This window comes from Chryseobacterium sp. MEBOG06 (assembly GCF_021869765.1).
In the GTDB taxonomy this organism is placed as follows: Bacteria; Bacteroidota; Bacteroidia; order Flavobacteriales; family Weeksellaceae; genus Chryseobacterium.
The window spans coordinates 3,709,091-3,731,895 of sequence record NZ_CP084580.1 but is presented as its reverse complement, the minus strand read 5'-3'; the positions used below and the strand labels follow the sequence as shown (position 1 = coordinate 3,731,895).

Sequence of the window (22,805 nt, the reverse complement as noted above, 5' to 3'; positions counted from 1 at the left end):
CCGGGGATATTTTAAAAATTTTATTTTATGAAACTACCACATGAACTAGAGGATAAATATGTAAAAGAAGTTCTCTATAACCATTCCTTAGAAAACCTTCCTGGTGAACAATGGAAGGCGATTGAAGGTTTTGAGAATTATGAAATATCCAATTATGGAAGGTTAAAGAGCCTGAGTCGTCTTTCTCATATATCATTAGGAGTAGAACATTGGGTTTCCGAAAAAATCCGAAAGTTGCGTTTTACCAGACAGTATAATAAATATCTTAAAGAGTATGTTTATAATGTTCACTGTGGATTATCTCTGGAAGGTCATAAGTATACAAGATCTGTTGCTCGCTTGGTGTACTATCACTTTGTAGAAAAATTTGATGTCGAGGATCGTTCTTTTGTGATTTCATGTAAGGATAATAACGTATTTAATAAACATAGCAGCAATTTAGAGAAAATTTCAGTCAAAGAGAAACGTCTTACTATCTTTCGCAAGAACCGATCAAGAAACGTACATATTGATTATATGAAGCCTGTCAGTCAATATACTGTAGAAGGAGAATTTATCGCTAGTTTTGAAAGTATATATGCTGTAGAAGAAAAATTAGGTATTGCTTGCGAAAGCATTATGGATGTTATCAATAAAAATATCCTAACCTCAGGAACATTTCGATGGTTTTTGCAAAATAATCCTCCCAAAAAAGAGGATTTTTACATGGTCAAAATGTCAGATACCTTAAATGGTTCACTTAATAAGTATCTTTGGGAAAAGCTAGGTAAGCCCATAATCGACAAGGGTAATCCTCCTTCCTGTTTTAACTTGTCAGTTAAAGATCTTCCCGGAGAGTACTGGGCTCCAGTTCCCATTTCCGGTTTTGAATCTCGATTTGTCTTATCTAATAAGGGTAGGATAAAAAGATTAAGTGGTTGGATTTCAAAAGGACGAATTATGTTTTTGCAGGAAAAAATATTATCCCAAAAACTGATTATTAATAATGAAAAAACGTATTCTCTATCATGTACATTAAGTAATGAAGGAAAATATGTTCGGGTTGTAATGAGTAAATTGCTCTATTGTTGTTTTGTAGAAAAATTTGATTTATCAGACAGAAATTTGATGGTGGTCAATGAAAGTGATCCTTTATGGGATATTGATATTTCAAAACTCTCGCTGCACCCGGCTAATTATGTGCTGAAGGAAAAATATAGAAATTATGATAGACCTGGTTCTTAGCGCAGATATAAAAAATGAACCCCGACTGTTTGGTGAGGATGATAATTTCAAAAATGAAAAATAGAAAGGCAGAAAAATTACTTTGGAACAAGTGAAAGAACTACAAGAGGATATTCAATCAGCTATATTGAATTTTTAAATCTAAAATAAAAACAATATGAAATCTAAAAATAGAAAAGTTGTTAATGAGGTTGTTTAAACTTTTAATTAGTCTTAAGGAAAACGCCAAAAAGTACAGATTCTTCTGGGATTTCCCATCGAAATCATTTGACCACGATTGTCGCAAAGGAAAATTATTTTGCTGGTTTTCGCCGATTTTCTGCTTTGATATCCTGTTGATTCTCCGCCCATTCTACATCGGGTTTGGCTTCCGTCAAGCTGAGTACACGACATCTCCAACATCCTCTTGTTACGATTCAAAAGATGAATCCAAATATTCCTGAAGCTGCCATCCTTGCTTTATTTATTAAAAAAAATACACATTTTGCCGGCTTATTTTTTCTTCCCCGAAATAGTCCTTTAACGAAATTTCCCGCCATTGGCAACCAGTTTTCAGCCGTTTTATAATGGTCTGAATTATTTTTACCAAGTCAAACTTCGTAGAAAATCCTCTTTTCCCTTTGCTTAAATGGGGTAAAATCCATTTCTCTATTTTATCTTTGCTAATGAGTTCCAGATTATTAGTCTTTTAAATTGCAATCCAAAATTGCTGATTTTCTCGGAACTTTTTTTCAAAATAAGTTTAAACAACTTCAATTTATAGAATAAGAAAATGAATAAAATAGCAGGTATCTTTTTGGTGCTCGGCACAGCTTGTTTCGGGCAGCAAAATCAGGAAATAGAAAAGCCTGTCCGCAATCTCTTTCTCGCGATGAAAAATGCAGATCCTGAATTATTGAAATCTGTTTTCACAGAAAATGCAATTCTTCAAACAGTCGCAAAAGACGGAAGTGTAAAAAGTGATCATATACAGGATTTTATCACATCTATTTCTAAATTTTCAAAGGGTGATCTGGATGAAAGAATTACGATAGAAGCCATTCATACAGATGGGATTCTGGCAAGCATATTTACACCCTATTCCTTTTATTTAAAAGAAAAATTTTCACATTGCGGAGCCAACAGCTTTCAATTGGTAAAGCAAAATAATGAATGGAAGATTCAATATATTATTGATACACGAAGAAAAGATCAATGTAAAGACATTAAATAATTAAACCAAGCTACGTAAGACATGAAAATGAAGATCCATCATATAGCTATTATCTGCTCAGACTATGAAGTATCAAAAAAGTTTTATACAGAAATTTTAGATCTGAATATTATTCGGGAAGTATATCGGGAAGAAAGGCAGTCTTATAAACTTGATCTGGCTATCGGAGATCATTATGTGATTGAATTATTCTCGTTTCCAGATCCTCCTCAGCGACCTTCACGCCCGGAAGCCTGTGGTTTAAGACATCTTGCCTTTTCTGTAGAAAATGTTACAGAAAAGCGAAATGAATTGATAGAAAAAGGGGTAAGCTGTGAGGAAATACGTATAGATGAATTCACGGGAAAAGAATTTTTCTTTACCGCGGATCCGGATCAGCTCCCACTGGAGTTTTATGAAATGTAAAAATTAATGAGCGTAACCTGCAAAGAAACTTCCCGCCATAATAGCAAGGACAATTGAAGAAATGACTACATATACGTAGTCTTTTTCTTTTAAATAGCCTATTAAAGCAAAAACAATTCTCATCAGCGGAGTAAAGATCAGCAGAAGTATTCCCAGCTGGATAATAGCCATTCCTTCACCCTTACACAAAGAATTCCAGAAGTGTGCCCATACCTGTTCTGAAGAACTGCCTATGTCCAGCGAAGTGTACTTTTTAGGCATTTCAAAACCTTCCAGAAATAATTTGATAAAACCGATCAATGATGTGGCTACGGATAAAATAACACCCAGTCTCAGAAGATTTCCTACCGAACGGTTAAGATCTACGTCTGTAAAATTCTTTTTCATTATCTGAAACTTTTGTTGATACCGTTATACATCATATAAATGGACAAAAGAGTGATCACAATGGCAAAAAATACTTTTAATTTCTTCGTTTTCGAAACCATCAGCGTTTTTGAACCTATGAAACTTCCTATCACCACCCCGATTAATACAGGCGCTACAATTACGGGGATGATTTCACCTCTCTGGAAATAGATTAATGCACTTGCTACAGCAGTTACTCCAATCATAAAATTACTTGTTGTAGTAGATACTTTAAAAGGCAGCTTCATCATATTGTCCATTGCCAATACTTTCAAGGCCCCGGAACCTATTCCTAAAAGCCCGGACATTGCTCCGGCAAACATCATCATCAAAAATCCAGGAACTGTATTTCTTGCGGAATAGTTTTTCAAAATTCCTTTATCGGGAAATGTCCCGTAAAGTTTGAGCTTTTCTTCGATGCTTCCTTTTATTAGAGGTTCCTGATGATCGGGTTTTCCTTTAAGATTTAAAACAACTGTCAAAAGGAGAATGCTCGCAAAAATGATCCCAATTGTATTGGGATTAAGCATTCCTGAAACTAGGGCACCCATAACAGCACCTGTTGTGGTGGCTATTTCGAGAAACATTCCGATCCTCATATTGGTAAAGCCTTCTTTCACAAATGCCACAGCTGCACCGGAAGAAGTTCCGATTACAGAAATAAGCGAAGCACCGATTGCATAGTGCATTGGAACGCCGAAACCCAGCGTTAATAAAGGAATGATAATAACTCCTCCTCCTAACCCCGTCAGTGAGCCTAAAAGGCCGGCGGAAATAGCACCAAGGAAGAGTATGATAATTTCTGACATACTACAAATAATGTTACAAATATAAAATTATTGTGTTAGTCTGCCAAACATTTGAAAAAGATAAATTTAACGTATTTTTGTATGCATGAAAAATGAGGTCAAATTATTTTATGTCATCCTTGGGGCAACCCCTGCAGGAAGAAACATTGAACAGCACGATGTATTTTTCGGAATTGCTGAAAATCTAAAGGATTTGGTGCCTGATATGAAGGATTTCTGGAAGGAAGCGGAAGGAAAGATCCATATTGACTGCCATCAGGAAGTGAAATTTGCAGACGGATACGAAGTGAAAATTGTGGAGAAAGGAGAAAAATCATCTGAAGAACAGTTGTATTTCCTGAATCTGGGAGGGTACAAGCCAGGTTTTTTTGAAGAATTTCATGAACAGCATTTAATGGTGGGACAATCCATGGGAGAAATCGTGAAAAGAGCAAGAGGTACAGAATTCTACCAGACTATGGGATTTGAAGGTGCCGTAAGTCATATTGATGACAAACATGGAGTAGACATTGATGATATTTTCAATGTAAATGATATTCTTCCTGCAAGTATGAAAGAAAAATATTCCATTGTTCTTACAAAATCTGATGTAGAAAATCAGGAAAACACAATAGGACTGGGATATTTAAAAATAGATAAAGTTCAGTAAAAGTAAATCTAATAAAAATAAAAAATGAAAATAGGAATTCTGGGAGGCGGACAGCTGGGAAGAATGTTGATACAGAGTGCATTAAAGTATGATGATGAGTTTTATACTCTGGACCCGTCTTCTGATGCTCCATGTCATAATATCTCGTATTTTACACAGGGAAATTTCAATGATTATGAAACAGTTTTGAACTTTGGAAAGGATAAAGATGTTGTCACTATTGAAATAGAACACGTAAATGCGGATGCTTTGGCCGAGCTTGAAAAACAGGGAATAAGAGTTGTTCCCAATGCAGGTATTATCAAAACGATTCAGCAGAAGATCCTTCAGAAAGAATTTTATAAAACTCATGATATCCCAAGTCCGGAATTTCAGGTAGTATGGAGCAGTGAGGAAAAGATCATCATGTCTTTACCATTTGTACAGAAAATGAATACAGGCGGTTATGACGGAAAAGGGGTACAGGTCATCAAAACTGAAGAAGATTATCAGCACTTATGGAAGGAAGCTTCAGTGATTGAAAGTCTTGTTGACATAGATAAAGAACTTTCTGTTATCGTTGCCAGAAACGGAAAAGGGGAAACTAATACTTTTCCGGTAACGGAAATGGTTGCCGATCCAAAACTGAATCTGTTAGATTTCAATGTATGCCCGGTTCTTCTGACAGAAGATGTTCAGCAGCAAATAGATATTATTACTGAAAAGTTTTTAAACGCTGTCAATTCTCCAGGCCTTTTTGCTATTGAATTGTTCCTTGATAAAGAAGGAAAAATCTGGGTGAACGAGACCGCTCCAAGACTTCACAATTCAGGACATCAGAGCCAGGAAGGAAATACCAACTCACAGTTTGAGCAGATGTACCGTGTGGTGAAAGATTTACCTTTAGCAGATACGGATGCTATTACTTACAGCGGAATGCTGAATTTGGTAGGTGCGGAAGGATATTCAGGAAAAGTAGTCTACGAAGGAATGGAAGAGGTTCTGAAGTTGCCTGAAACCTATATTCATTTGTATGGGAAAACAGAAACTAAACCAGGAAGAAAGATGGGGCACATCAACGTTTTGGCAGATTGCCGTGAAGAATTAATGGAAAAGCTTGTGATGGTGAAAGGAATGGTGAGAGTGATTTCTGAGTAGACATTTTGAAAAATATAAAAAAGCTGTAGTTATTTCTACAGCTTTTTTTGTTACAATTTTTCTCCTTTTTCAATAGTGTCTTTTTTGTAATTGTATTTCATATATATTCCCAAAGCGGGAGAATATACACTAAATTCATCTAGTTTAGTTAAGGGTGCATACAATTTAAAAGTACAGATATCTGTCGCGGAAATAAACGGAGTAGTTCTCAAATGACTGTGAGTTGACATTGTAACTGTACCTCCATTTTCCATTGACGTCATAGTAGGAATTAATCTTGAATGAAATTTTTGATTTGAAATAATATCACCTTTTGAATCTGAAATGAATAAATAATCATTGCCAAATGGAATTATTCCAGATTGTGAGGTACCTGGAATAAGGTATACTTTGTAGTTTTCGTTGAAAGGAATAATAACCAAATTTAAATTATATCCCTGAGGTACAGTTATGCCATATTGTGGATTGGATAATTGCGGAATAATTGTGGCACGAATGTTTTTTAATTTTTTTTCGGTCTCATTAAGTTCTCTTTGTACAAGAATTTCTTTTGAAGTCTTCGTTTGATTATTTTTAAAAGAATACTCGGCTAGAATAGATGTTTGATCCTTATTTAGAAAAACTGTTTTTGTAGTATCTGATACTTTGTAGGTTAAGTAAATACCTGTGTTTCCATTTATTTTTTTGTTTTTAGCCATCAAGTCACCGGCTTGCCATGAGGCTTTTTCATAGGAAAACAGCGTATTTCCTTCTACTTTGATTGAATCTAGTTTCTTTTGAATTTCCTGATCAGAGTATTTCAAATCCTGTGCGGAAATAATGACTGATACGAAAATAAAAAGAAATTTGAGAGCTTGTTTCATGAGTTATTTTTTTGCCAAAATACAAAATTGATATTTAAAATTAAAGATTAATAATAGAGTGAGTTTGTTTATTATTGGTATCACTTAATTTGTAAAATTGGCAAAGAGTTTTTTTGTAACACAACGGTCTCATTAGCAGGAACCTTTAACCCATCCATCTCTATTTATTTAAAAATTTTCTGAATTACATTTCCGATCTCCACAAAATCCCCATGATTTCCTACAGAACGGATTTCCGGACTGTTTTTATCATATTCAGAAAAAGGGAAGATCAGAAGATAATTATTATCATTCAGATTTCTGTTCAGAAGTTCAGGGATCAGTCTCATTCTTGGAATATAGGACTGCATACCACGTTTCGCCATGAAAATGATCAGGGCTTCATCTTCTTTCAGCTGGGCAGCAGTTCTTTCCCCATCCTGCCATGTATTCATAATGATGAATTCTGCTTCTATGTTGGCTTTTTTAATGATTTTCTGAAGGATGTCCAAAATATTTTCAGGAGCATAAAAAACAAGGGTAGCCCCGGAGTTTCTGGCAATGTTCCAGACTCTCAGCAGGGCATGGAAGAATCCTGCTTCTTTATGGGCATTCTCAGGAATCATCACTGCATACCGTTTGATGGTTGAAAGAGGCTGGGCTGCATGATATACCAATACATTCACATCATCATTCTGAAGATATCCGTTATAGAGATTATAAACAAATGACGGCGAGAATCCTTTTTCACCTTCCAGCCCGATAATAAGATCTGTAATTTTCTGTTCTTTAATTACATTATTTACCCCATTGATGACATCATTATCATACCTTTTAAGGGCCTGTAATTTAATATCAGCAGCAGCGGCAGTATCTGTAGCCTGATGAAGAAGTTTTTCTGCATTTTTTACTGAAGATTCATTTTTGTCTTCGTTGATGACATTTAAAGCAAACATATCTTCTGTATTGGAATGGGCTTTTATTAAAATACCAAGATTGACCATTCTTTCAACCGTTTTTTCATGATTGATCGCTAAAAGAATACTTTCTTCTTCGTGGCTAACCCCTGAAACCGTATCTTCATTGTCGCTTTCTGCAATTTTCTGGGCACTGGCCATTGAAATAAAAGATGAAATGGTACATGAAACCAAAATCAGTAAAATACTTCCGTTCAGAACGTGTTCATTCAGTAATCTTACAGGTTCTCCTGTTTCGGTTTCAGAAAGAATAATATTGTAACCTACCATTACGGAAGCTAATGTTGCTGCGGCCGAAGCAGAACTTAATCCGAAAATAAGTTTTCCTTCTTCCTTAGTCAATCTGAAAGTTTTCTGGGTAGCTACTGCCGAAAGATATTTTCCGCCGATAGAAGCTGCCATCATAATTCCGGCTACTTCCAGAGTTTCCCAGCTTTTAAAAAATACTTTAAAGTCAATCAGCATTCCCACACTGATCAGGAAGAACGGAATAAAGATGGCATTTCCTACGAACTCCACACGGTTCATCAAAGAAGAGGTATGGGGAATAAGTCTGTTTAATGCCAACCCTGCAAAGAATGCCCCGATAATAGCTTCCACACCTGCAAGTTCAGCAAGCATTGCTGCAAGGTAAATCATCACCAGTACAAAAATATATTGAGATATCTTATCATCTACTCTTTTGAAAAACCAACGTCCTATAATAGGGAATACAATTAATACGATCAGTGCAAACACTATAAAAGAAACAGATAATGTAACCCAAAATTCTGTTCCTACGTCTCCCTGAGACATTCCGACAATTACAGCAAGTACCAATAAGGCCAGAATATCGGTAATCATTGTACCTCCTACAGTGATGTTTACTGCTTTGTTTTTTGCAATTCCCAGTTTACTGATCAATGGATAAGCGATGAGGGTATGGGAAGAAAAAAGACTGGCAAACAGGATCGATGTTAACATTGAAAAATGAAGAAGATAATAACCTCCCAGATATCCCAGTACAAAAGGGACAGTAAAGGTATAGATACCAAAGGTGAGACTCTTCCATTTATTTTTTTTGAAGTCACCCATATCAATCTCCAGCCCTGCGAGAAACATGATGTAGAGGAGTCCGGTAGTTCCTGTCACTACGATGCTGCTGTCTCTGGACAGTACATTGAAGCCATTAGGGCCAATGACCGCTCCGGCAATGATAAGCCCCAAAAGGTGCGGAACTTTGATTTTATTTAGAAGCAAAGGTGCAGCAAGGATGATGATCAGCACCAACAGGAATTTCAGTACCGGATCTTCAATAGGAAGACTCAGATTGTGTATACTCAGTAAAATCATAGGTGTTTTATTTTGTGGAACGTACTAATTCAACAGAGAACTTGGCAGTACAGCCATCAGATGTGATTGTTCTTATTCCCTTGATCTTATTGTCAGAAATATCATTCAGAAGAACGCTCATCTCTACATTTTTTTTAGCAGTGGAATCTGTTTTGAAAGAAAGTCTGATTTCGTTGTTTTCAAATTTGCCGGCGTAAAGCCTTACGAGGTTGTTATTATTGATGATTTTCGCAATAGGCTGGGTAGAATCGTTATCGAATTCCCACAGATCTGTCCGTTGGTCACCTATAGCATAATCACTGCAGTTGGATTCTGTACAGATCACTTTTCCATTCCAGTCTCCTGAAATTTCTGCCGGCCAGGCTGCAATTACTACTGAATCCTTTTTTGCGTAAATACTGTCTCTCATTTTTAAAAGGGACTGGTATTCGGATTCTTTTTTCGCGAATATTTTTTCTTTCTCTAATAATTGTTTCTCTCTGTCTGTCAGATTTTTCTCTTTTTCTTTGTAATCACAGCTTATCAGAAGAAAAGAAGCTGCCAGCAATAAAAAGAATGTGTTTTTCAGCATATTGGTAAAGTTGGAGTATCCAATATAAGGAAAATGAATGGAATTTAAAAATAAATTCATCTGATTACCGGTATTTATAGATCTATTTCAGGAGGTAATACAGCATCCATTAAACTGATTTTTTCTATTCTATTTTCTGCCTTTTGAACATTTCGGGCTTATAATTAATAATAAATACCCCGCAGATAATAAAGACTGCTGCAAGAATAAACTTAAAAGAGATTTGCTCATCCATAATTAACCATCCTAAAAATATAGCAATGATGGTATTGATATAGGCCATAATAGAAATCTGTACGGGAGAGATCTTGGTTAAAGCATAGTGGAATGCAAAAAAGGCGGCTACGGAACCAAAAACAGAAAGATACACCATAGCAGAAATACTTTTTATAGTCCAGTTTCCGAAGTTATAATCTTTGGAAAATAAAAATGCAAGGATGATCTGAACAATTCCTGCAAAGAGAAACTGATAAAACAGATTCAGTGTGATATTTCCGCTTTGGATATTTAATTTTTTCGTGAAAATAGTTCCGGAAGCCCATCCTGTAATGGCACAAAGCAGAAAAATCATTCCCATTCTGTAATCCGGATTGGCAAGGTCTTTAAGACCGTCCCAGAAAATAAAAACAACTCCGCTAAAGCACAAAAGAACTCCCGTAAGAGCCCGAAAGCTGAATTTCTGTAACCCAATTGCTACACTTCCCAGAAACACCAAAATAGGAGAGCATGCACTGATCAGCGAGGCCAGACTGCTGGAAACGGTTTCTTCAGCTACGGTAGTCATCCCATTGGCAACAACCAGCATCAGGGAAGAAAAAATAATCTGATAGCCTAGGCTTTTCCAGCCAATCCATTTGAATTCTTTTCTTGAAAGAAGGACAAAAAGCATAATAACAGAAGCCAGAAACTGACGTATTCCCGCTACGAACCATGCCGGGATGGTTTCCACAGCCACTCGTATGGCCAAAAAGGTAGTGCCCCAAACAATGGCAACGGTAAGAACTGCGAAAATAAGTTTATAATCTTTCAAGGTGAATAAAGTGTAACAAACAAAAATAGCAGTTTTCACATGAAAAGAAAGGGTACAGTTGTTTCAATTTTTGATGATACAGATAGAAACCGACTTTTAAAGAATAATGAGAGCTGGCATTTATCTTCAGGTTTCCCGGCCTCGATTTAATTTTTTATCTTTGAACATCTAATAAAAATTGAAGATGGTAGGAATTATTATGGGCAGTCAGAGTGATCTGCCAATTATGGAACAGGCTGCAAATTTTCTTAAAAGTATGGACATTCCATATGAATTGACCGTAGTTTCAGCACACAGAACGCCGGAAAGGATGTTCGATTATGCAAAGACTGCTAAAGAAAGAGGTCTGAAAGTAATCATTGCGGGAGCTGGAGGAGCTGCACATCTTCCTGGGATGGTAGCAAGCTGTACTACGCTTCCTGTGATCGGAGTTCCGATTTTATCCAGTAATTCCATAGACGGATGGGATTCTGTATTATCCATTCTTCAGATGCCGGGTGGAATTCCTGTAGCAACAGTAGCTTTGAACGGAGCTTTGAACGCCGGTATTCTGGCTGTAAAGATTTTGGGAAGTGCAGATGATCAGGTGGCTGAAAACCTTCAGAAATATCAGGATTCTCTTAAAGATAAAGTATTGGGAACTGTAGATGATATTAAGGCACAGCATCCTAATCATTTTGATAAATAATGTACATGTAAGTCAAAATAAAAGCCTCACTTTCCAGCGAGGCTTCTTTGTTTTATTTTTTAATGAATTTTGAAGAGATTGTTTTCTCTTTCAGAATCAGCTGCAAAATGTAATTTCCTTTTGGTAAAGACCCTACATTAATCATGTCCTTATTAGGATTTCCTTCCATTATAAGCCTTCCGCCTGCATCATAAATTTTATATCCCTTAATATCCTCTAATCCTTCAATATGAATATCATCCACTGCGGGATTAGGATAGAGTAAAAGTTTTTTTCTGAATTTTACGTCTGATGAAGCCAGTAAGCAGTTTCCTACAGTATCACCCGACATCATCCAACCTTTATTGGAAAGAATATTTCTTTTATCTATTACATTGGAAGCATAGGTCAAAGAAGTTACATCATCTAAGTGAATGTTATTGACAGTATTAGGATTGTCTGCCCATCCTGCCAGTGTTTTACTAAAGTTTTCACAATCTATTCCTGTCTCTGTGAAAGCCTGGATGCCGTCATTAAGGGTAGCCAGATTCCAGTTGGCAAGTGATTGATTAAAGCTCGGAGTCGTCTTGAGGATTTGATCTATTCTGGTAACATTGGTCATATCCCAATTTTCTAAAGACTGATTAAAGGATGTACAACCATGGAGAGCATGAGCCATAATGGTAACTTTGGAAGTATTCCAATTGCTTAATGACTGATTGAAAACAGGAATAAAATGGAACATAAAACGAATATCTTCAAGACTTGAAGTGTCCCATTTATCCATAGGTTGATTGTAGCTTGAACAAAGAGCAAACATCCATTTCATATCAGTTACTTTCGAAACGTTCCAGTTGTTCAATGTTTGGTTAAAGAGTCCTCTTCCTGCAAACATAAAGGAGAGATCAGTTGCTGATGACATGTTCCAACTATTAAAATAAGGTGGATTGAACTGATCAGGAAGTGAGTTAATGATGGTATCAAATAGAATAGCAAACGTATACCTGAAATTCTTAATTCTGGAAGTATCCCAGTTTTGCATGGAGCTGGCTCCTGTAAAGCTTTTTGTACCGTAAAACATATAAGAGGCATCTTCAACATTACTGAGATTGGGAGTATCTGTAGCAGTGATCTGAATGAGTTTACATTGGGTGAAGGCACTGTTCATCGTTGTCCAGGCAATGTTTCCCCATTGTTCTATTTCCAGGATCTTATCAGCGCTTCCGTTAATCTGCCAGACCGGGAAAATCTCATCCGGCAGTGGAATTTCCTGTACATCTCCAAATTTTATTTGTTTAAAAACTCCATTTCCGTTACTTACTTTTACTCTGTATTTGACATCATTTCCATCTTTGAGTGATGTGCCAAAATCAATAAAAACCTGCTTTGTAGATGTTACATTGGTAAGGTTGCCATTGTGTTGCGGAAAATCTACCTCTTCCCAGTAAATATCGTAGTTATCGCCAATTCCTGGAAACCATATTTGTTGAGAATTTGCCTGATAGGGAGCACTTACATTTATAGGCTGCATCACGGTAGAAGCGGGCTGCCAGATCGTGATAAATTCATCCTGGGCTTTCACTATAAATACCAGTAAAATAAAAAAGCTGGCCAACATTTTTTTTAATATCATATGGGGGAGTTTATCGTTAATTTTTAATGAATTTTGAAGAGATTGTTTTTTCTTTCATGATAAGTTGTATCATATAATTTCCTTTTGGCAGCGAGCTTACATTAATTATGTCTCTGTTAGGATTTCCTTCTTTTACCAGCCTTCCACTTGCATCATAAATTTTATAATTCTTAATGTCACTTAATCCTTCAATGTGAATATCATCCACTGCCGGATTAGGGTAAAGCAGAGGTTTCTTATTCAACTTCCAATCTGATGAAGCCAATAAACAGCTTCCGACTGTATCACCATCTATTATCCAGCCTTTGTTGATAAGGATATTTCTTTTATCTATTACGTTTGATGCATATTTAAACCCGGTTACCACCCCTAGTGGAACATTGTTTGCCGTATTGGGATTGTCTGCCCATCCCAAAAGTGTTTTGCTGTAATTTTCACAATTAATGGCTGTCATATTTAAAGCAGAAGAAGCTTCGGTAAGAGAAGCTAAGTTCCATTTTCCTAGCGGCTGGTTAAAACTTGAAGCACCGGTAAGGATCTGATCTATCTTGGTTACCTTAGTTGTATCCCAGTTTTCCAAAGGCTGATTAAAGGTCGTACAGCCATGAAAGATATGGGCCATATTAGTAACATTGGACGTATTCCAATTGAGAGGCTGATTGAAAACCGGAATCATATGAAACATAAAATGCATATCCTCAAGATTGGAAGTATCCCAATTGTCCAGACGCTGATTGAAGCTTAGGCATTGGCCAAACATCCAGCTCATGTCGGTTACTTTGGAAACGTTCCAGTTATTAAGAGTTTGGTTAAAAACGGTCCTTCCTCCAAACATATAGCTGAGGTTGGTAGCCGAAGATATATTCCAGCTGTCCAAATAAGGAGGATTAAAAAGATCTGTTAATGTGGATGGTGCAGGATCAAATAAAAGGGAAAACATAAAACTGAAATTCTGGATTCTTGAGGTATCCCAGTTTTGCATGGAAGCAGCACCGTTAAAGCTGTTAGTACCAAAAAACATGAAAGAAGCATCTTCAACGTTCTCAAGTTTGGGAACATCAGTTGCTGTAAGCACCATAAGTTTACATAGGCTGAAGGCACTGTTCATCGTAGTCCATGAGATATTACCCCATTGCTCTATTTCTAACAATTTATCAGCACTTCCATTGACCTGCCATATAGGAATGAGTTGTTCAGGAGCAACAAACAGCTGAGGAGATCCGAATTTTATTTGCTTGAAAGTTCCGCTGCCGTTAGTAACCTTTACTCTGTATTTGACATCATTTCCATCTTTGATGGATGTACCAAAATCAATAAGAACCTGCTTTGTAGAAGTTACATTGGTAAGGCTGCCATTGTGCTGGGGAAAATCTACCTCTTCCCAGTAAATATCGTAGTTATCGCCAATTCCTGGAAACCATATTTGTTGAGCATTGGCCTGATATGGGGCGCCTACATTTAACGTCGGCAGTACAGTAGAGCCAGGTTTCCATATGGTTATAAACTCATCCTGAGCTTTCACAATGAAAACCAACAGAAGAAAAATGAACGTTGGGATTTTTTTTAAAATCATGTTTATTGTTTTATGGTATTAGTTTTATGGCTATTTTCTGATGAAAGGCAAGGTGTGAATTTTATTCTTTGTGATAATCTGTAGAATATAATTTCCCGGCGTCAGAAATCTCACAGGAATTTCATCATTTTTCAAAGGGTCTTTTGTTACCGTTCTTCCACTCATGTCTGTGATTTTATAATGGGTAGCCTCCGGCATATTTTTCAGCATAATAATATCTTTTACAGGATTTGGGTAAATGCTGGCTTTGTTTCTTGTATCAGCTTCAGAAATTGAAAGATTGCATGAAGCATTATAAGTATCCCCAGAGATAGTCCATCCTTTATTATTAATTAAATTATTTCTTGCTGAAACAGCCGCAGTGTTAGAATAAATTAAAGGATAAGCGCTTGATATATTAATATTATTAGGTGTTACAGCGTTTTGGCTCCATTCTGCAAGTGTTTTGTCATAATTTTGGCAGCTCATTGAAGAATTCAGAAACATATTAGTGGCTGTTACCAGGGACCTTAGATCCCATCTTCCAATATTTTGATTAAAAACTGTATCATGGAATATTTCATTCATATTGGTCACTTTACTGGTATCCCAGCCTTTAAGATCCTGATTAAAATTACGGGCTTCATGGAACATATGTTCCATGGTGATAACTTTTGAAGTATTCCATCCGCTAAGAGGCTGGTTAAATGCAGTATTGTCAAACATATATGACATATCTGTTACGTTGGATGTGTTCCAGTTTCCCAGGGGCTGATTAAAGAGGTTCGTATCACCAAACATGTAATACATGTCTGTAACGGTTGAGGTATTCCATGTGTTGAAAGAAGTATTCCCCACCAATGTTGAGCATAGATAAAACATCTGACGCATACTGGTCACCAGCCGGAGGTCCGGAGCATCAGTAGCTGTCATATCCATTGAATCACAGTATACAAAGGCATTGTCAAAGCTTTTCCATTTTATATTTCCCCATTGTGTAATTTGGATGATTTTTGAACGGTGTGGACCATTGTAATTGGGGATTATGGTATTGTCAAAGAATCTCACCTGATCAAAACTTCCGTTTCCGTCACTTATTTTGATTCTATAAGTGGCTTGAGCCGGACTGGGGTTTAAAGGAGTGCCAAGGTTGATGAGAAACTCTACTGTTGAGGTTACATTATTCATCATTCCGTTGTGCTGGGGATATCCGATTTCTTCCCAATATACCTGGAAATTCGTTCCTCTTCCCGGAAATTGAATTTGTTGGGTGTCCTGTGGTTTCCAAATGGTGATAAACTCATTTTGAGCTTTTGTTATCTGAAATAACAGGATAAAAAAAATACATAGTAAAAGTTTTTTGTACATATCATTTAGATGTGATATAAATATAACTAAAATAAATAAAATTTAGTATATTTTTAACCGAAATAACCTTGTATTAAGAATTTTATAAACAAAAAACACTCCATGTATGGAGTGTTTTTTATCTTAATCCTGCATCATATTGTCGCGGGTATTTTTCTGGACAGCAATGGCTCCGAAGAGTGCTAATAGAAAAGCAAAAGCATAGAATCCCTTTTCGCTCGGAAGTATAGTGGCATTCCAAAGCCCGATGGCCAGTAGTACAATTGAAGATAATGTTGCAAACCAGCAGATTCCATAATAAATATCTGTCACCTGAATGTTCTCTAATTTGTCACGGACAGCTTTTTGAAGAGAGACAACTGCAAATAAACCATACAAAAGGATGGTGAAATAATACCCTTTTTCGTTCAAAAGCATTTCAGCTCTCGCAAGGCCAACAATAAATCCAATCATTCCTGCTCCTAATGCTACCCACGATGCCGCGATGAATGCATTCGATACTTTTTGTTTTTTCATGTTAATGTTTTATTTAAAGGGGCTAAGATATTCATTTTTTCTAAATAGAATCTGTAATAGAACTGAGATATGGGTAAAATACGGTAGATCTGTATTTATTGATTTTAAGTTTTGGCTAAAGCCAATGGATTCTATTGAGTGCTAAAACGGGCTAAAGCCCGTTCCTGTTGAATAGGAGTGGGGAGTGAAAGAAATTACTCTCATTCATTTCCATTGTATATTATTAATTAAAATTATCTCAATTATAGCCCCGATAGCAGCGGTTACCCCGGAACAGGAGGCAGAAAGAGTAGGGGACAGTGTGCTGGAAAGCTAAGGCGTGAGGAGTATGAGCGGATAGCGGGATCAGCTTCTGAAAAAAAAACTCCCCATGACTGGAGAGAGTTTGATATTATTGGGTAATATATTCGTAGGTATGCAGAACGGAAAGCTTGCCGTCACTGCCTGTTCCTGTTGCTTTAACGGGGAGTCTGGCAGTATTGTATTCTAAAATATAAGTAGTGGTTTCACCGGCTGTCCAAGTTGTACCGGTTTTTGTACTGCTTTTATCTATTATATAATTGTTCTTACTGATGACATCCGGGCTGCCCATTACAAGTCGCAGGTACTTATTGGTGTTGGTGTGAGGATTCAGCTTATTGTCATAGGAATATTCTTCTTTATAGACATAGCTGGGAGATCCTGGCGTTGAGATATTTTCTGTTGAAACATTTTCTCCGGAATAAGTATAGGAAGTACCCGGATCAGTACAATTGGCGGACATACAGTTGGTAATATTAGTAAGCTGGCCATTTGCGGCATAGGTGTAATTTGTGGTTCGTGACAGCGAATTGGCATAAGTCTGCTGAGTCTTATCCAATAAAGCTCCCTTGTAATAAAAGACAGAAGAATAGGATAGTTCTTGTTTATTATTATAGAAATTGGCTTTTACCGGCTTCCCGTCGATATATTCAAAAGTCGTTGCTAATCCTTTGTGCAGGATTTTTATAAGTTCTCCTTTATTATTGTATTCGAATGTTTGATCAACGGTTTCAGGTTGAGAAGGATTATCATAATAAACGGTGGTGAACTTGCTGAGTAAAAGTTTTTTTTCAGGTTCAATGTTGGTTTCGTCATTACTGCTGCTACAGCTGGAAAAAGATATAACAGTGCCTATAAGTCCCAGAAATAAGTAATTTTTCATGTCTTTTTTTAGGCTGCAAAAATAAGAAATAGCAGAGCGGTTTGAAATAAAAAAATCCCACTATTTAGCAATAGTGGGATCATATCATAAGATTGTTTAAGTCTAGTATCTGTAGTATTCAGGCTTGAATGGCCCTTTTACGTCTACACCGATATAATCAGCCTGTTCAGGAGAAAGAGTTTCAAGTTCTACACTTAATTTTTTAAGGTGTAAAGCTGCTACTTTTTCATCTAAATGCTTAGGCAGCATGTAAACTTCGTTTCCGTAAGCTGCAGAGTTAGTCCATAGTTCGATCTGAGCCAAGGTCTGGTTAGAGAAAGAGTTAGACATTACGAAACTTGGGTGTCCTGTAGCACATCCTAAGTTGACCAATCTACCTTCTGCAAGGATGATTACTTCTTTTCCTTCAATAGTATAGATATCTACCTGAGGTTTAACTTCTGATTTAGTCTGACCGTAGTTTTTGTTTAACCAAGCCATATCGATTTCATTGTCGAAGTGACCGATATTACAAACGATAGCTTTGTCTTTCATTTTAAGGAAGTGTTCTCCTCTTACAATGTTGAAGTTACCGGTTGTAGTAATGATAATGTCAGCATTATCTACTACGGTGTCTAATCTTTTTACTTCATAACCGTCCATTGCGGCCTGTAAAGCACAGATTGGGTCAATTTCAGTTACAGTAACGATAGAACCTGCTCCTCTGAAAGAGGCTGCAGTACCTTTACCAACGTCTCCATATCCGCAAACTACCACTCTTTTTCCAGCAAGCATTACATCAGTAGCTCTTCTTACAGCATCTACTGCAGATTCTTTACATCCGTATTTGTTGTCAAATTTAGACTTAGTTACAGAGTCGTTTACGTTGATAGCAGGCATTACCAAAGTTCCATTCTTCATTCTTTCGTACAATCTGTGTACTCCGGTAGTTGTTTCTTCAGAAAGACCTTTGATATCTTTTGTGAATTCAGGATATTTATCAAAAACCATGTTTGTTAAATCTCCACCATCATCCAAAATCATGTTTAATGGTTTTCTGTCTTCACCAAAGAATAAAGTCTGCTCAATACACCAGTCAAATTCCTCTTCATTTAAACCTTTCCATGCATAAACAGGAATTCCGGCAGCAGCAATTGCCGCAGCAGCATGGTCCTGAGTAGAGAAAATATTACAAGAAGACCAGGTAACTTCAGCTCCTAAAGCCACCAATGTCTCAATAAGTACAGCAGTCTGGATTGTCATGTGAAGACAACCTGCGATTCTAGCTCCCTTAAGCGGTTGAGATGGACCGTATTCTTCACGGATAGACATCAAACCTGGCATTTCTGCTTCTGCAAGGGTGATTTCTTTTCTTCCCCATTCTGCAAGGGAAATGTCCTTAACTTTATAAGGAACGTATTGTGTTGTAGTACTCATATGTAATGAATAGTTTTTAAATTCAATTGATAACGAAATGCAAAATTACAATTAATAATTAAAATAAAAAAACGCCGGATTAAGTTCTGTTTTATGAGATTAAACATGATTTAATATTATTTAGTCTTAATATAAATAACTACTTTTATGACATAATTTATATTCTATGGATCATACAAATACAGAGAAAAAAACAAAGCCTGTAGCTCCTAAAGTAAAGGAACTTATTGCGAATACAAAAAGCGTTATTCTGGCAACAACTGATGCTGAAGGAAATCCTACTTCCAGCTATGCACCGTTTGTTCAGGCAGGAAATACATTTTACATCCTTGTATCTTTTATGGCAAGACATACCAAAAATCTTTCAGAAGGGAGAAAAACTTCAGTGATGTTTATTGAGGATGAATCTGCTACTAAACAAATTTATGCCCGCGAAAGGTTGACCCTGGAAGCTGCAACTTCTCAGATTGAAAGAGATTCTGAAGTTTGGAACCAGGTAGTTGGCCAGCTTAAAGAAACTCACGGAAAAGTAGTGGATATTATTTCTGAGATGAAAGATTTTATTTTAATTGCACTACAGCCTGTAAAAGGTTCATATGTGAACGGATTCGGGAGTGCTTATTTTGTAGATGAAAATCTGGAAATTATTGAGCATAGAAATGATGCGAACCATCAGTCTAAATAATTAAGAAAACAGAAGATGGAAGTTAACAGGCATTAAATAAAACACTAAAATGTTTTTAACGGATAGTTTCAGTTAAATATAATGCTGCTCGCAGATCAATATTGACTTCCATCTTTCTGTCTTCTCTCATCCTTTTTACAAGTGGTTTCTTTTTAGTATTTTTACCGAATAAAAAAAGAATGCCCCTTTACCGAGATTTTTCAGATGATAATGCGACTATCCTTGTTTGGAAGTATGATGAAAGTGAAGAGCTTGATATCAATGAGCTTTTGGAACCTGAAAATGCTGAAAAGGTAAAAGACTACCATCCCAAGAAACTGCTGGAGGTATTAATGGTTCGTAAATTGCTAAAGGGCCTTAAACCTCATTCTAAAATTTTATATAAAGAAAGAGAACCTTTTCTTTCTCCCAAGGATGCGGAAATTTCCATCACCCATTCTTTTCCATTTGCTGCTATTGCTATTTCCCAAAACAAAATAGGTATAGATGTAGAAAAATTCAATCCTAAAATCTTAAGGGTAATTGATAAATTCACCTACGAAAATGAGCGGGATTTCATTCCGGAAGACAAAGCTGATACTTTTTATACCATTATATGGAGTGTGAAAGAAAGCATGTACAAGATTCACCATTCAAAATACTGGTCTCTGAAGAAAAATTACGAAGTAAAACCATTCGAGCTGATGCACCTTCATAAAATAAGCTGCAGGGTATATGATGAAGAGTTTTCGGACGAATTCAAAGCCAGGGTAGAGTTTTTTGATGACTACTGTTTTACGATTGTAGAGGAGTAGATCATATTATGGCCTCGGTTATATAAGGAATAAAAGAATACTGATTATTCAGTTTCAGCGACTTTTTCAGCTTTATATTTTTCGATCACTTTACGCTGTTCTTTGGCAACATCGTAGATCAGTTCCAGAATATCGTGAATGTTTTTAAGCTCCGTTAAATGCGAAATTTTATCGGGGTCTATTTTTTCAATGCTTTCACTTTCCTCAATCTCTGTTTTTCTTTTCAGAAGCATATCTTCAATGGACGAATCTTCCGGTTCAAGACGGCTCTCCATTTTCAGGGTTTCATTTATTTCATTACCCTCCAGAAGGGTAGAGGTCTGCTGCATTTCTGCTTCAATTTTTCTGCTCCAGCTTTCGGCATCAATTTCAGGATACAGCTCATTATTTTGAGAGTATTGAGAAAGAGAAGCTGTGTAAGCTGTGACAAGATGCGATGTAGCAACGAATTGATGAACCACTTCCAGTTTTTTCTGTTGATTTTTAGGGTCAGAGATCATTCTCTGGAAATTATCAGAAAGATTGGCCAGTGAAATAATTGCATTTTTCCGTTTTACTTTATAATCTTCAAGATCAAAATTTCCGTCCAAAAATTTAGAAATCACACTTTGGAAATAAATCAGATTGTCTGCTGCAGACTTTTTCATCAGGTCCAGATTTTGTGTGTGTTCCCAGACAGGAAGTACAATATAAGAAACTAAAAATGCGATGATGCCAGCGATGGCTGTATCTACAATCCTGTCTTTAAATATCACATCTATTTTCCCCGGATTCAAAAAGTTAAAACTCAGGAAAACATAAATGGTCATGAATAAAACTGCCCAATAATAACGTCCTTTCAAAAAGCTGAAGCACATTATCATACTGATCAGCAGTATAGCGAGCAAAATACCGTTGATATGGATAAAATGCAGAATGATATAGGCAATGGTGGCTCCTGTAACAGTACCGTAGAGACGGAGTAAGTTACGCTTTTTGGTAATGGAATAAGCAGGCTTTAAAATAGCGGTAATGGTAATTAAAATCCAGTAAGTATGCCCCAGCCCGAGAGAATCAAACATAGAGAAAAGATAACCGAACAGTAAAGCAGTGGTAATTCTTATTGCATGTCGGAAATGAGATGATGATAAGGAAATACTATTCCTTAAGACTTTAGAATTAAGCTTAGGCTCATTAGGCATAAACTTTTTCAGGTCTAGACCGGTAGATAAACTCTTTGCCAGTTTTATGTTTTGGGAAAAAACTTTATAAATTTCATTAATCTCCTTTGTGATTTCATTGATACGCATCAGGATCTGACGCAGGACCATAAAGTTTTCCAGACTTTCCGAAGAAAGCTGTTTATTTCTAAGCTCGAAGTAATTATAATTAAGGTTCTTTAATTCAATTTCAAGGTTGAATATGGGTTTTGCTCTCGTTCCACTTTGAAGAGCGATTCCGATGTTGGTGATTTCTTCAGCCAAAAGATTCAGATAATCGTGGATGTTAACCAGGATCATGCTGTCTTCAAAACTCTGCTGCAATTTCTGGTAATCACTTTCTGAGGTCATCAGTTTCTCATGAAGGTCCATGGAGTTCAGAAACATCAGCATCAGCAAACGGCTGGTGGTGGTAGATTCATTGACAATGGTTCTTGTTTTAAAAACGGTTTCTCTGGTATCCTCCTGTAAGTTTTTTATTTCGATTTGTTTGGCGATAACCTGCGTTGTCAGTTTATCAAAATCAGGATTTTTCTGATAATAGTTGGCTTTGATCTTTAAAAAATCAGCCAGCTGCAGATAGTTCTCACCAATCATCTGCCCCGCCAGTTTGTAAGGCCGGATGGTTGTCACAATAAGGAATATGAGCAAAAACCATATACAGCCACTGGCAAAGATCAGCAAGCTCTTCGGGATATTACTTCCTGTAAGATGCCCGTCAATAAAGATGGCAAGTACAACCAGAGATAATGAACCTACAGCGGCCAGTCTCTGGCCATAGACTCCAATGAGTGAGAAAAACATTCCAAATACAACGATTTCCAGAAGTACCAGTATTCTGAAATTCATCACAAGACTGGCGATCAGGGCGACAAAGACAAAACAGCAAATGGCAAAAGTAAGAGCATTTCTTCTTCGGATGAAAGGACCGGGTTGATCTGTCAATGCCACAAAACTCGTTCCGAGAGGGAAGAGGAAGTATTCTTTTAAAATTCCAAAATGAGCGAGAACCAAACAAGGCAGAACAGTTGCTAATGTAATTCTGATTGCAGAATATACATATTGACTGGTCACAAATTTTTTTAGCTCTGCCGAATAGTTCATATTACAAAAATAGCTATTGGATTTATAAAAGACGCCATAAAGAAGAGACTTTTGTCAACTTAAATGTTATATTTTTTTAATAATCGGCTTT

21 protein-coding genes are annotated in these 22,805 nt (G+C 36.6%); 8 read left to right on the top strand and 13 right to left on the bottom strand.

The annotated features are described in order from the left end of the window. Positions 1–27: 27 nt before the first annotated feature. From LF887_RS17040 to LF887_RS17030, 3 genes are all read left to right on the top strand, one after another. Positions 28–1,224, top strand: coding sequence for an NUMOD4 domain-containing protein (locus LF887_RS17040; RefSeq protein ID WP_236855454.1), 1,197 nt, complete (start codon positions 28–30; stop codon positions 1,222–1,224). 772 nt (positions 1,225–1,996) lie between these two features. Then, positions 1,997–2,437 (top strand): nuclear transport factor 2 family protein, encoded by a 441-nt coding sequence (locus LF887_RS17035; protein WP_236855453.1) that lies wholly within the window; start codon positions 1,997–1,999, stop codon positions 2,435–2,437. A 27-nt stretch (positions 2,438–2,464) separates the two neighbouring features. Beyond that, positions 2,465–2,842, top strand: a complete 378-nt coding sequence (locus LF887_RS17030) for a VOC family protein (RefSeq protein WP_236859514.1) — start codon at positions 2,465–2,467, stop codon at positions 2,840–2,842. A gap of 3 nt (positions 2,843–2,845) precedes the next feature. Here LF887_RS17030 and LF887_RS17025 read toward each other — a convergent pair whose 3' ends face one another. Together LF887_RS17025 and LF887_RS17020 are read right to left on the bottom strand one after the other, a co-directional pair. Then, positions 2,846–3,229, bottom strand: coding sequence for a DUF1634 domain-containing protein (locus LF887_RS17025; protein ID WP_236855452.1), 384 nt, complete (start codon positions 3,227–3,229; stop codon positions 2,846–2,848). After that, the gene (locus tag LF887_RS17020) at positions 3,229–4,059 is read right to left on the bottom strand and encodes a sulfite exporter TauE/SafE family protein (protein ID WP_236855451.1); all 831 of its coding nucleotides are present in this window, start codon (positions 4,057–4,059) and stop codon (positions 3,229–3,231) included. Before LF887_RS17020 ends, LF887_RS17025 begins: the two co-directional genes overlap by 1 nt. Before the next feature lie 85 nt (positions 4,060–4,144). On the opposite strand from LF887_RS17020, the gene LF887_RS17015 reads away from it, so the two are divergent. Beyond that, complete coding sequence (locus LF887_RS17015; RefSeq protein ID WP_236855450.1) at positions 4,145–4,708, top strand: DUF1543 domain-containing protein; 564 nt, start codon at positions 4,145–4,147, stop codon at positions 4,706–4,708. A gap of 24 nt (positions 4,709–4,732) precedes the next feature. Then, complete coding sequence (locus LF887_RS17010) at positions 4,733–5,845, top strand: 5-(carboxyamino)imidazole ribonucleotide synthase (RefSeq protein WP_236855449.1); 1,113 nt, start codon at positions 4,733–4,735, stop codon at positions 5,843–5,845. A gap of 50 nt (positions 5,846–5,895) precedes the next feature. Here LF887_RS17010 and LF887_RS17005 read toward each other — a convergent pair whose 3' ends face one another. The 4 genes from LF887_RS17005 to LF887_RS16990 form a co-directional block, all read right to left on the bottom strand. Then, the gene (locus LF887_RS17005; protein ID WP_236855448.1) at positions 5,896–6,708 is read right to left on the bottom strand and encodes a hypothetical protein; all 813 of its coding nucleotides are present in this window, start codon (positions 6,706–6,708) and stop codon (positions 5,896–5,898) included. A gap of 164 nt (positions 6,709–6,872) precedes the next feature. Next, positions 6,873–8,996: a cation:proton antiporter gene (locus LF887_RS17000; protein ID WP_236855447.1), complete on the bottom strand. Its 2,124-nt coding sequence runs from the start codon at positions 8,994–8,996 to the stop codon at positions 6,873–6,875. 7 nt (positions 8,997–9,003) lie between these two features. After that, positions 9,004–9,627 carry a hypothetical protein gene (locus tag LF887_RS16995; protein ID WP_236855446.1) on the bottom strand — a complete coding sequence of 208 codons (624 nt, stop codon included), beginning with the start codon at positions 9,625–9,627 and terminating at the stop codon, positions 9,004–9,006. A 64-nt stretch (positions 9,628–9,691) separates the two neighbouring features. Then, positions 9,692–10,597, bottom strand: coding sequence for a DMT family transporter (locus LF887_RS16990; RefSeq protein ID WP_236855445.1), 906 nt, complete (start codon positions 10,595–10,597; stop codon positions 9,692–9,694). 184 nt (positions 10,598–10,781) lie between these two features. Here LF887_RS16990 and purE point away from each other — a divergent pair, with 184 nt between their 5' ends. Beyond that, entirely contained in the window at positions 10,782–11,285 is a 504-nt protein-coding gene (purE, locus tag LF887_RS16985) for a 5-(carboxyamino)imidazole ribonucleotide mutase (RefSeq protein WP_236855444.1), read from the top strand. 52 nt (positions 11,286–11,337) lie between these two features. On the opposite strand, the gene LF887_RS16980 is transcribed toward purE, so the two are convergent. The 6 genes from LF887_RS16980 to ahcY form a co-directional block, all read right to left on the bottom strand. Continuing rightward, on the bottom strand, positions 11,338–12,897 hold the full coding sequence (locus LF887_RS16980) for a BspA family leucine-rich repeat surface protein (RefSeq protein ID WP_236855443.1): 1,560 nt from the start codon (positions 12,895–12,897) through the stop codon (positions 11,338–11,340). Between the two features lie 16 nt (positions 12,898–12,913). Next, positions 12,914–14,470, bottom strand: a complete 1,557-nt coding sequence (locus tag LF887_RS16975) for a BspA family leucine-rich repeat surface protein (RefSeq protein WP_236855442.1) — start codon at positions 14,468–14,470, stop codon at positions 12,914–12,916. Positions 14,471–14,500: 30 nt separating this feature from the next. Further along, the gene (locus tag LF887_RS16970) at positions 14,501–15,817 is read right to left on the bottom strand and encodes a BspA family leucine-rich repeat surface protein (protein ID WP_236855441.1); all 1,317 of its coding nucleotides are present in this window, start codon (positions 15,815–15,817) and stop codon (positions 14,501–14,503) included. Positions 15,818–15,940: 123 nt separating this feature from the next. Further along, positions 15,941–16,333 (bottom strand): inner membrane protein YiaA, encoded by a 393-nt coding sequence (gene yiaA, locus LF887_RS16965; protein WP_236855440.1) that lies wholly within the window; start codon positions 16,331–16,333, stop codon positions 15,941–15,943. Between the two features lie 391 nt (positions 16,334–16,724). Beyond that, positions 16,725–17,516: a hypothetical protein gene (locus LF887_RS16960; RefSeq protein WP_236855439.1), complete on the bottom strand. Its 792-nt coding sequence runs from the start codon at positions 17,514–17,516 to the stop codon at positions 16,725–16,727. A gap of 102 nt (positions 17,517–17,618) precedes the next feature. Next, positions 17,619–18,932: an adenosylhomocysteinase gene (gene ahcY / locus LF887_RS16955; RefSeq protein ID WP_236855438.1), complete on the bottom strand. Its 1,314-nt coding sequence runs from the start codon at positions 18,930–18,932 to the stop codon at positions 17,619–17,621. 166 nt (positions 18,933–19,098) lie between these two features. On the opposite strand from ahcY, the gene LF887_RS16950 reads away from it, so the two are divergent. Together LF887_RS16950 and LF887_RS16945 are read left to right on the top strand one after the other, a co-directional pair. Next, on the top strand, positions 19,099–19,617 hold the full coding sequence (locus LF887_RS16950) for a pyridoxamine 5'-phosphate oxidase family protein (RefSeq protein ID WP_236855437.1): 519 nt from the start codon (positions 19,099–19,101) through the stop codon (positions 19,615–19,617). Between the two features lie 179 nt (positions 19,618–19,796). Then, positions 19,797–20,411, top strand: a complete 615-nt coding sequence (locus LF887_RS16945) for a 4'-phosphopantetheinyl transferase superfamily protein (RefSeq protein ID WP_236855436.1) — start codon at positions 19,797–19,799, stop codon at positions 20,409–20,411. A gap of 44 nt (positions 20,412–20,455) precedes the next feature. On the opposite strand, the gene LF887_RS16940 is transcribed toward LF887_RS16945, so the two are convergent. Continuing rightward, a complete protein-coding gene (locus LF887_RS16940; protein WP_236855435.1) occupies positions 20,456–22,714 on the bottom strand; it encodes an FUSC family protein in 2,259 nt (752 codons plus the stop codon). Positions 22,715–22,805: the final 91 nt, after the last annotated feature.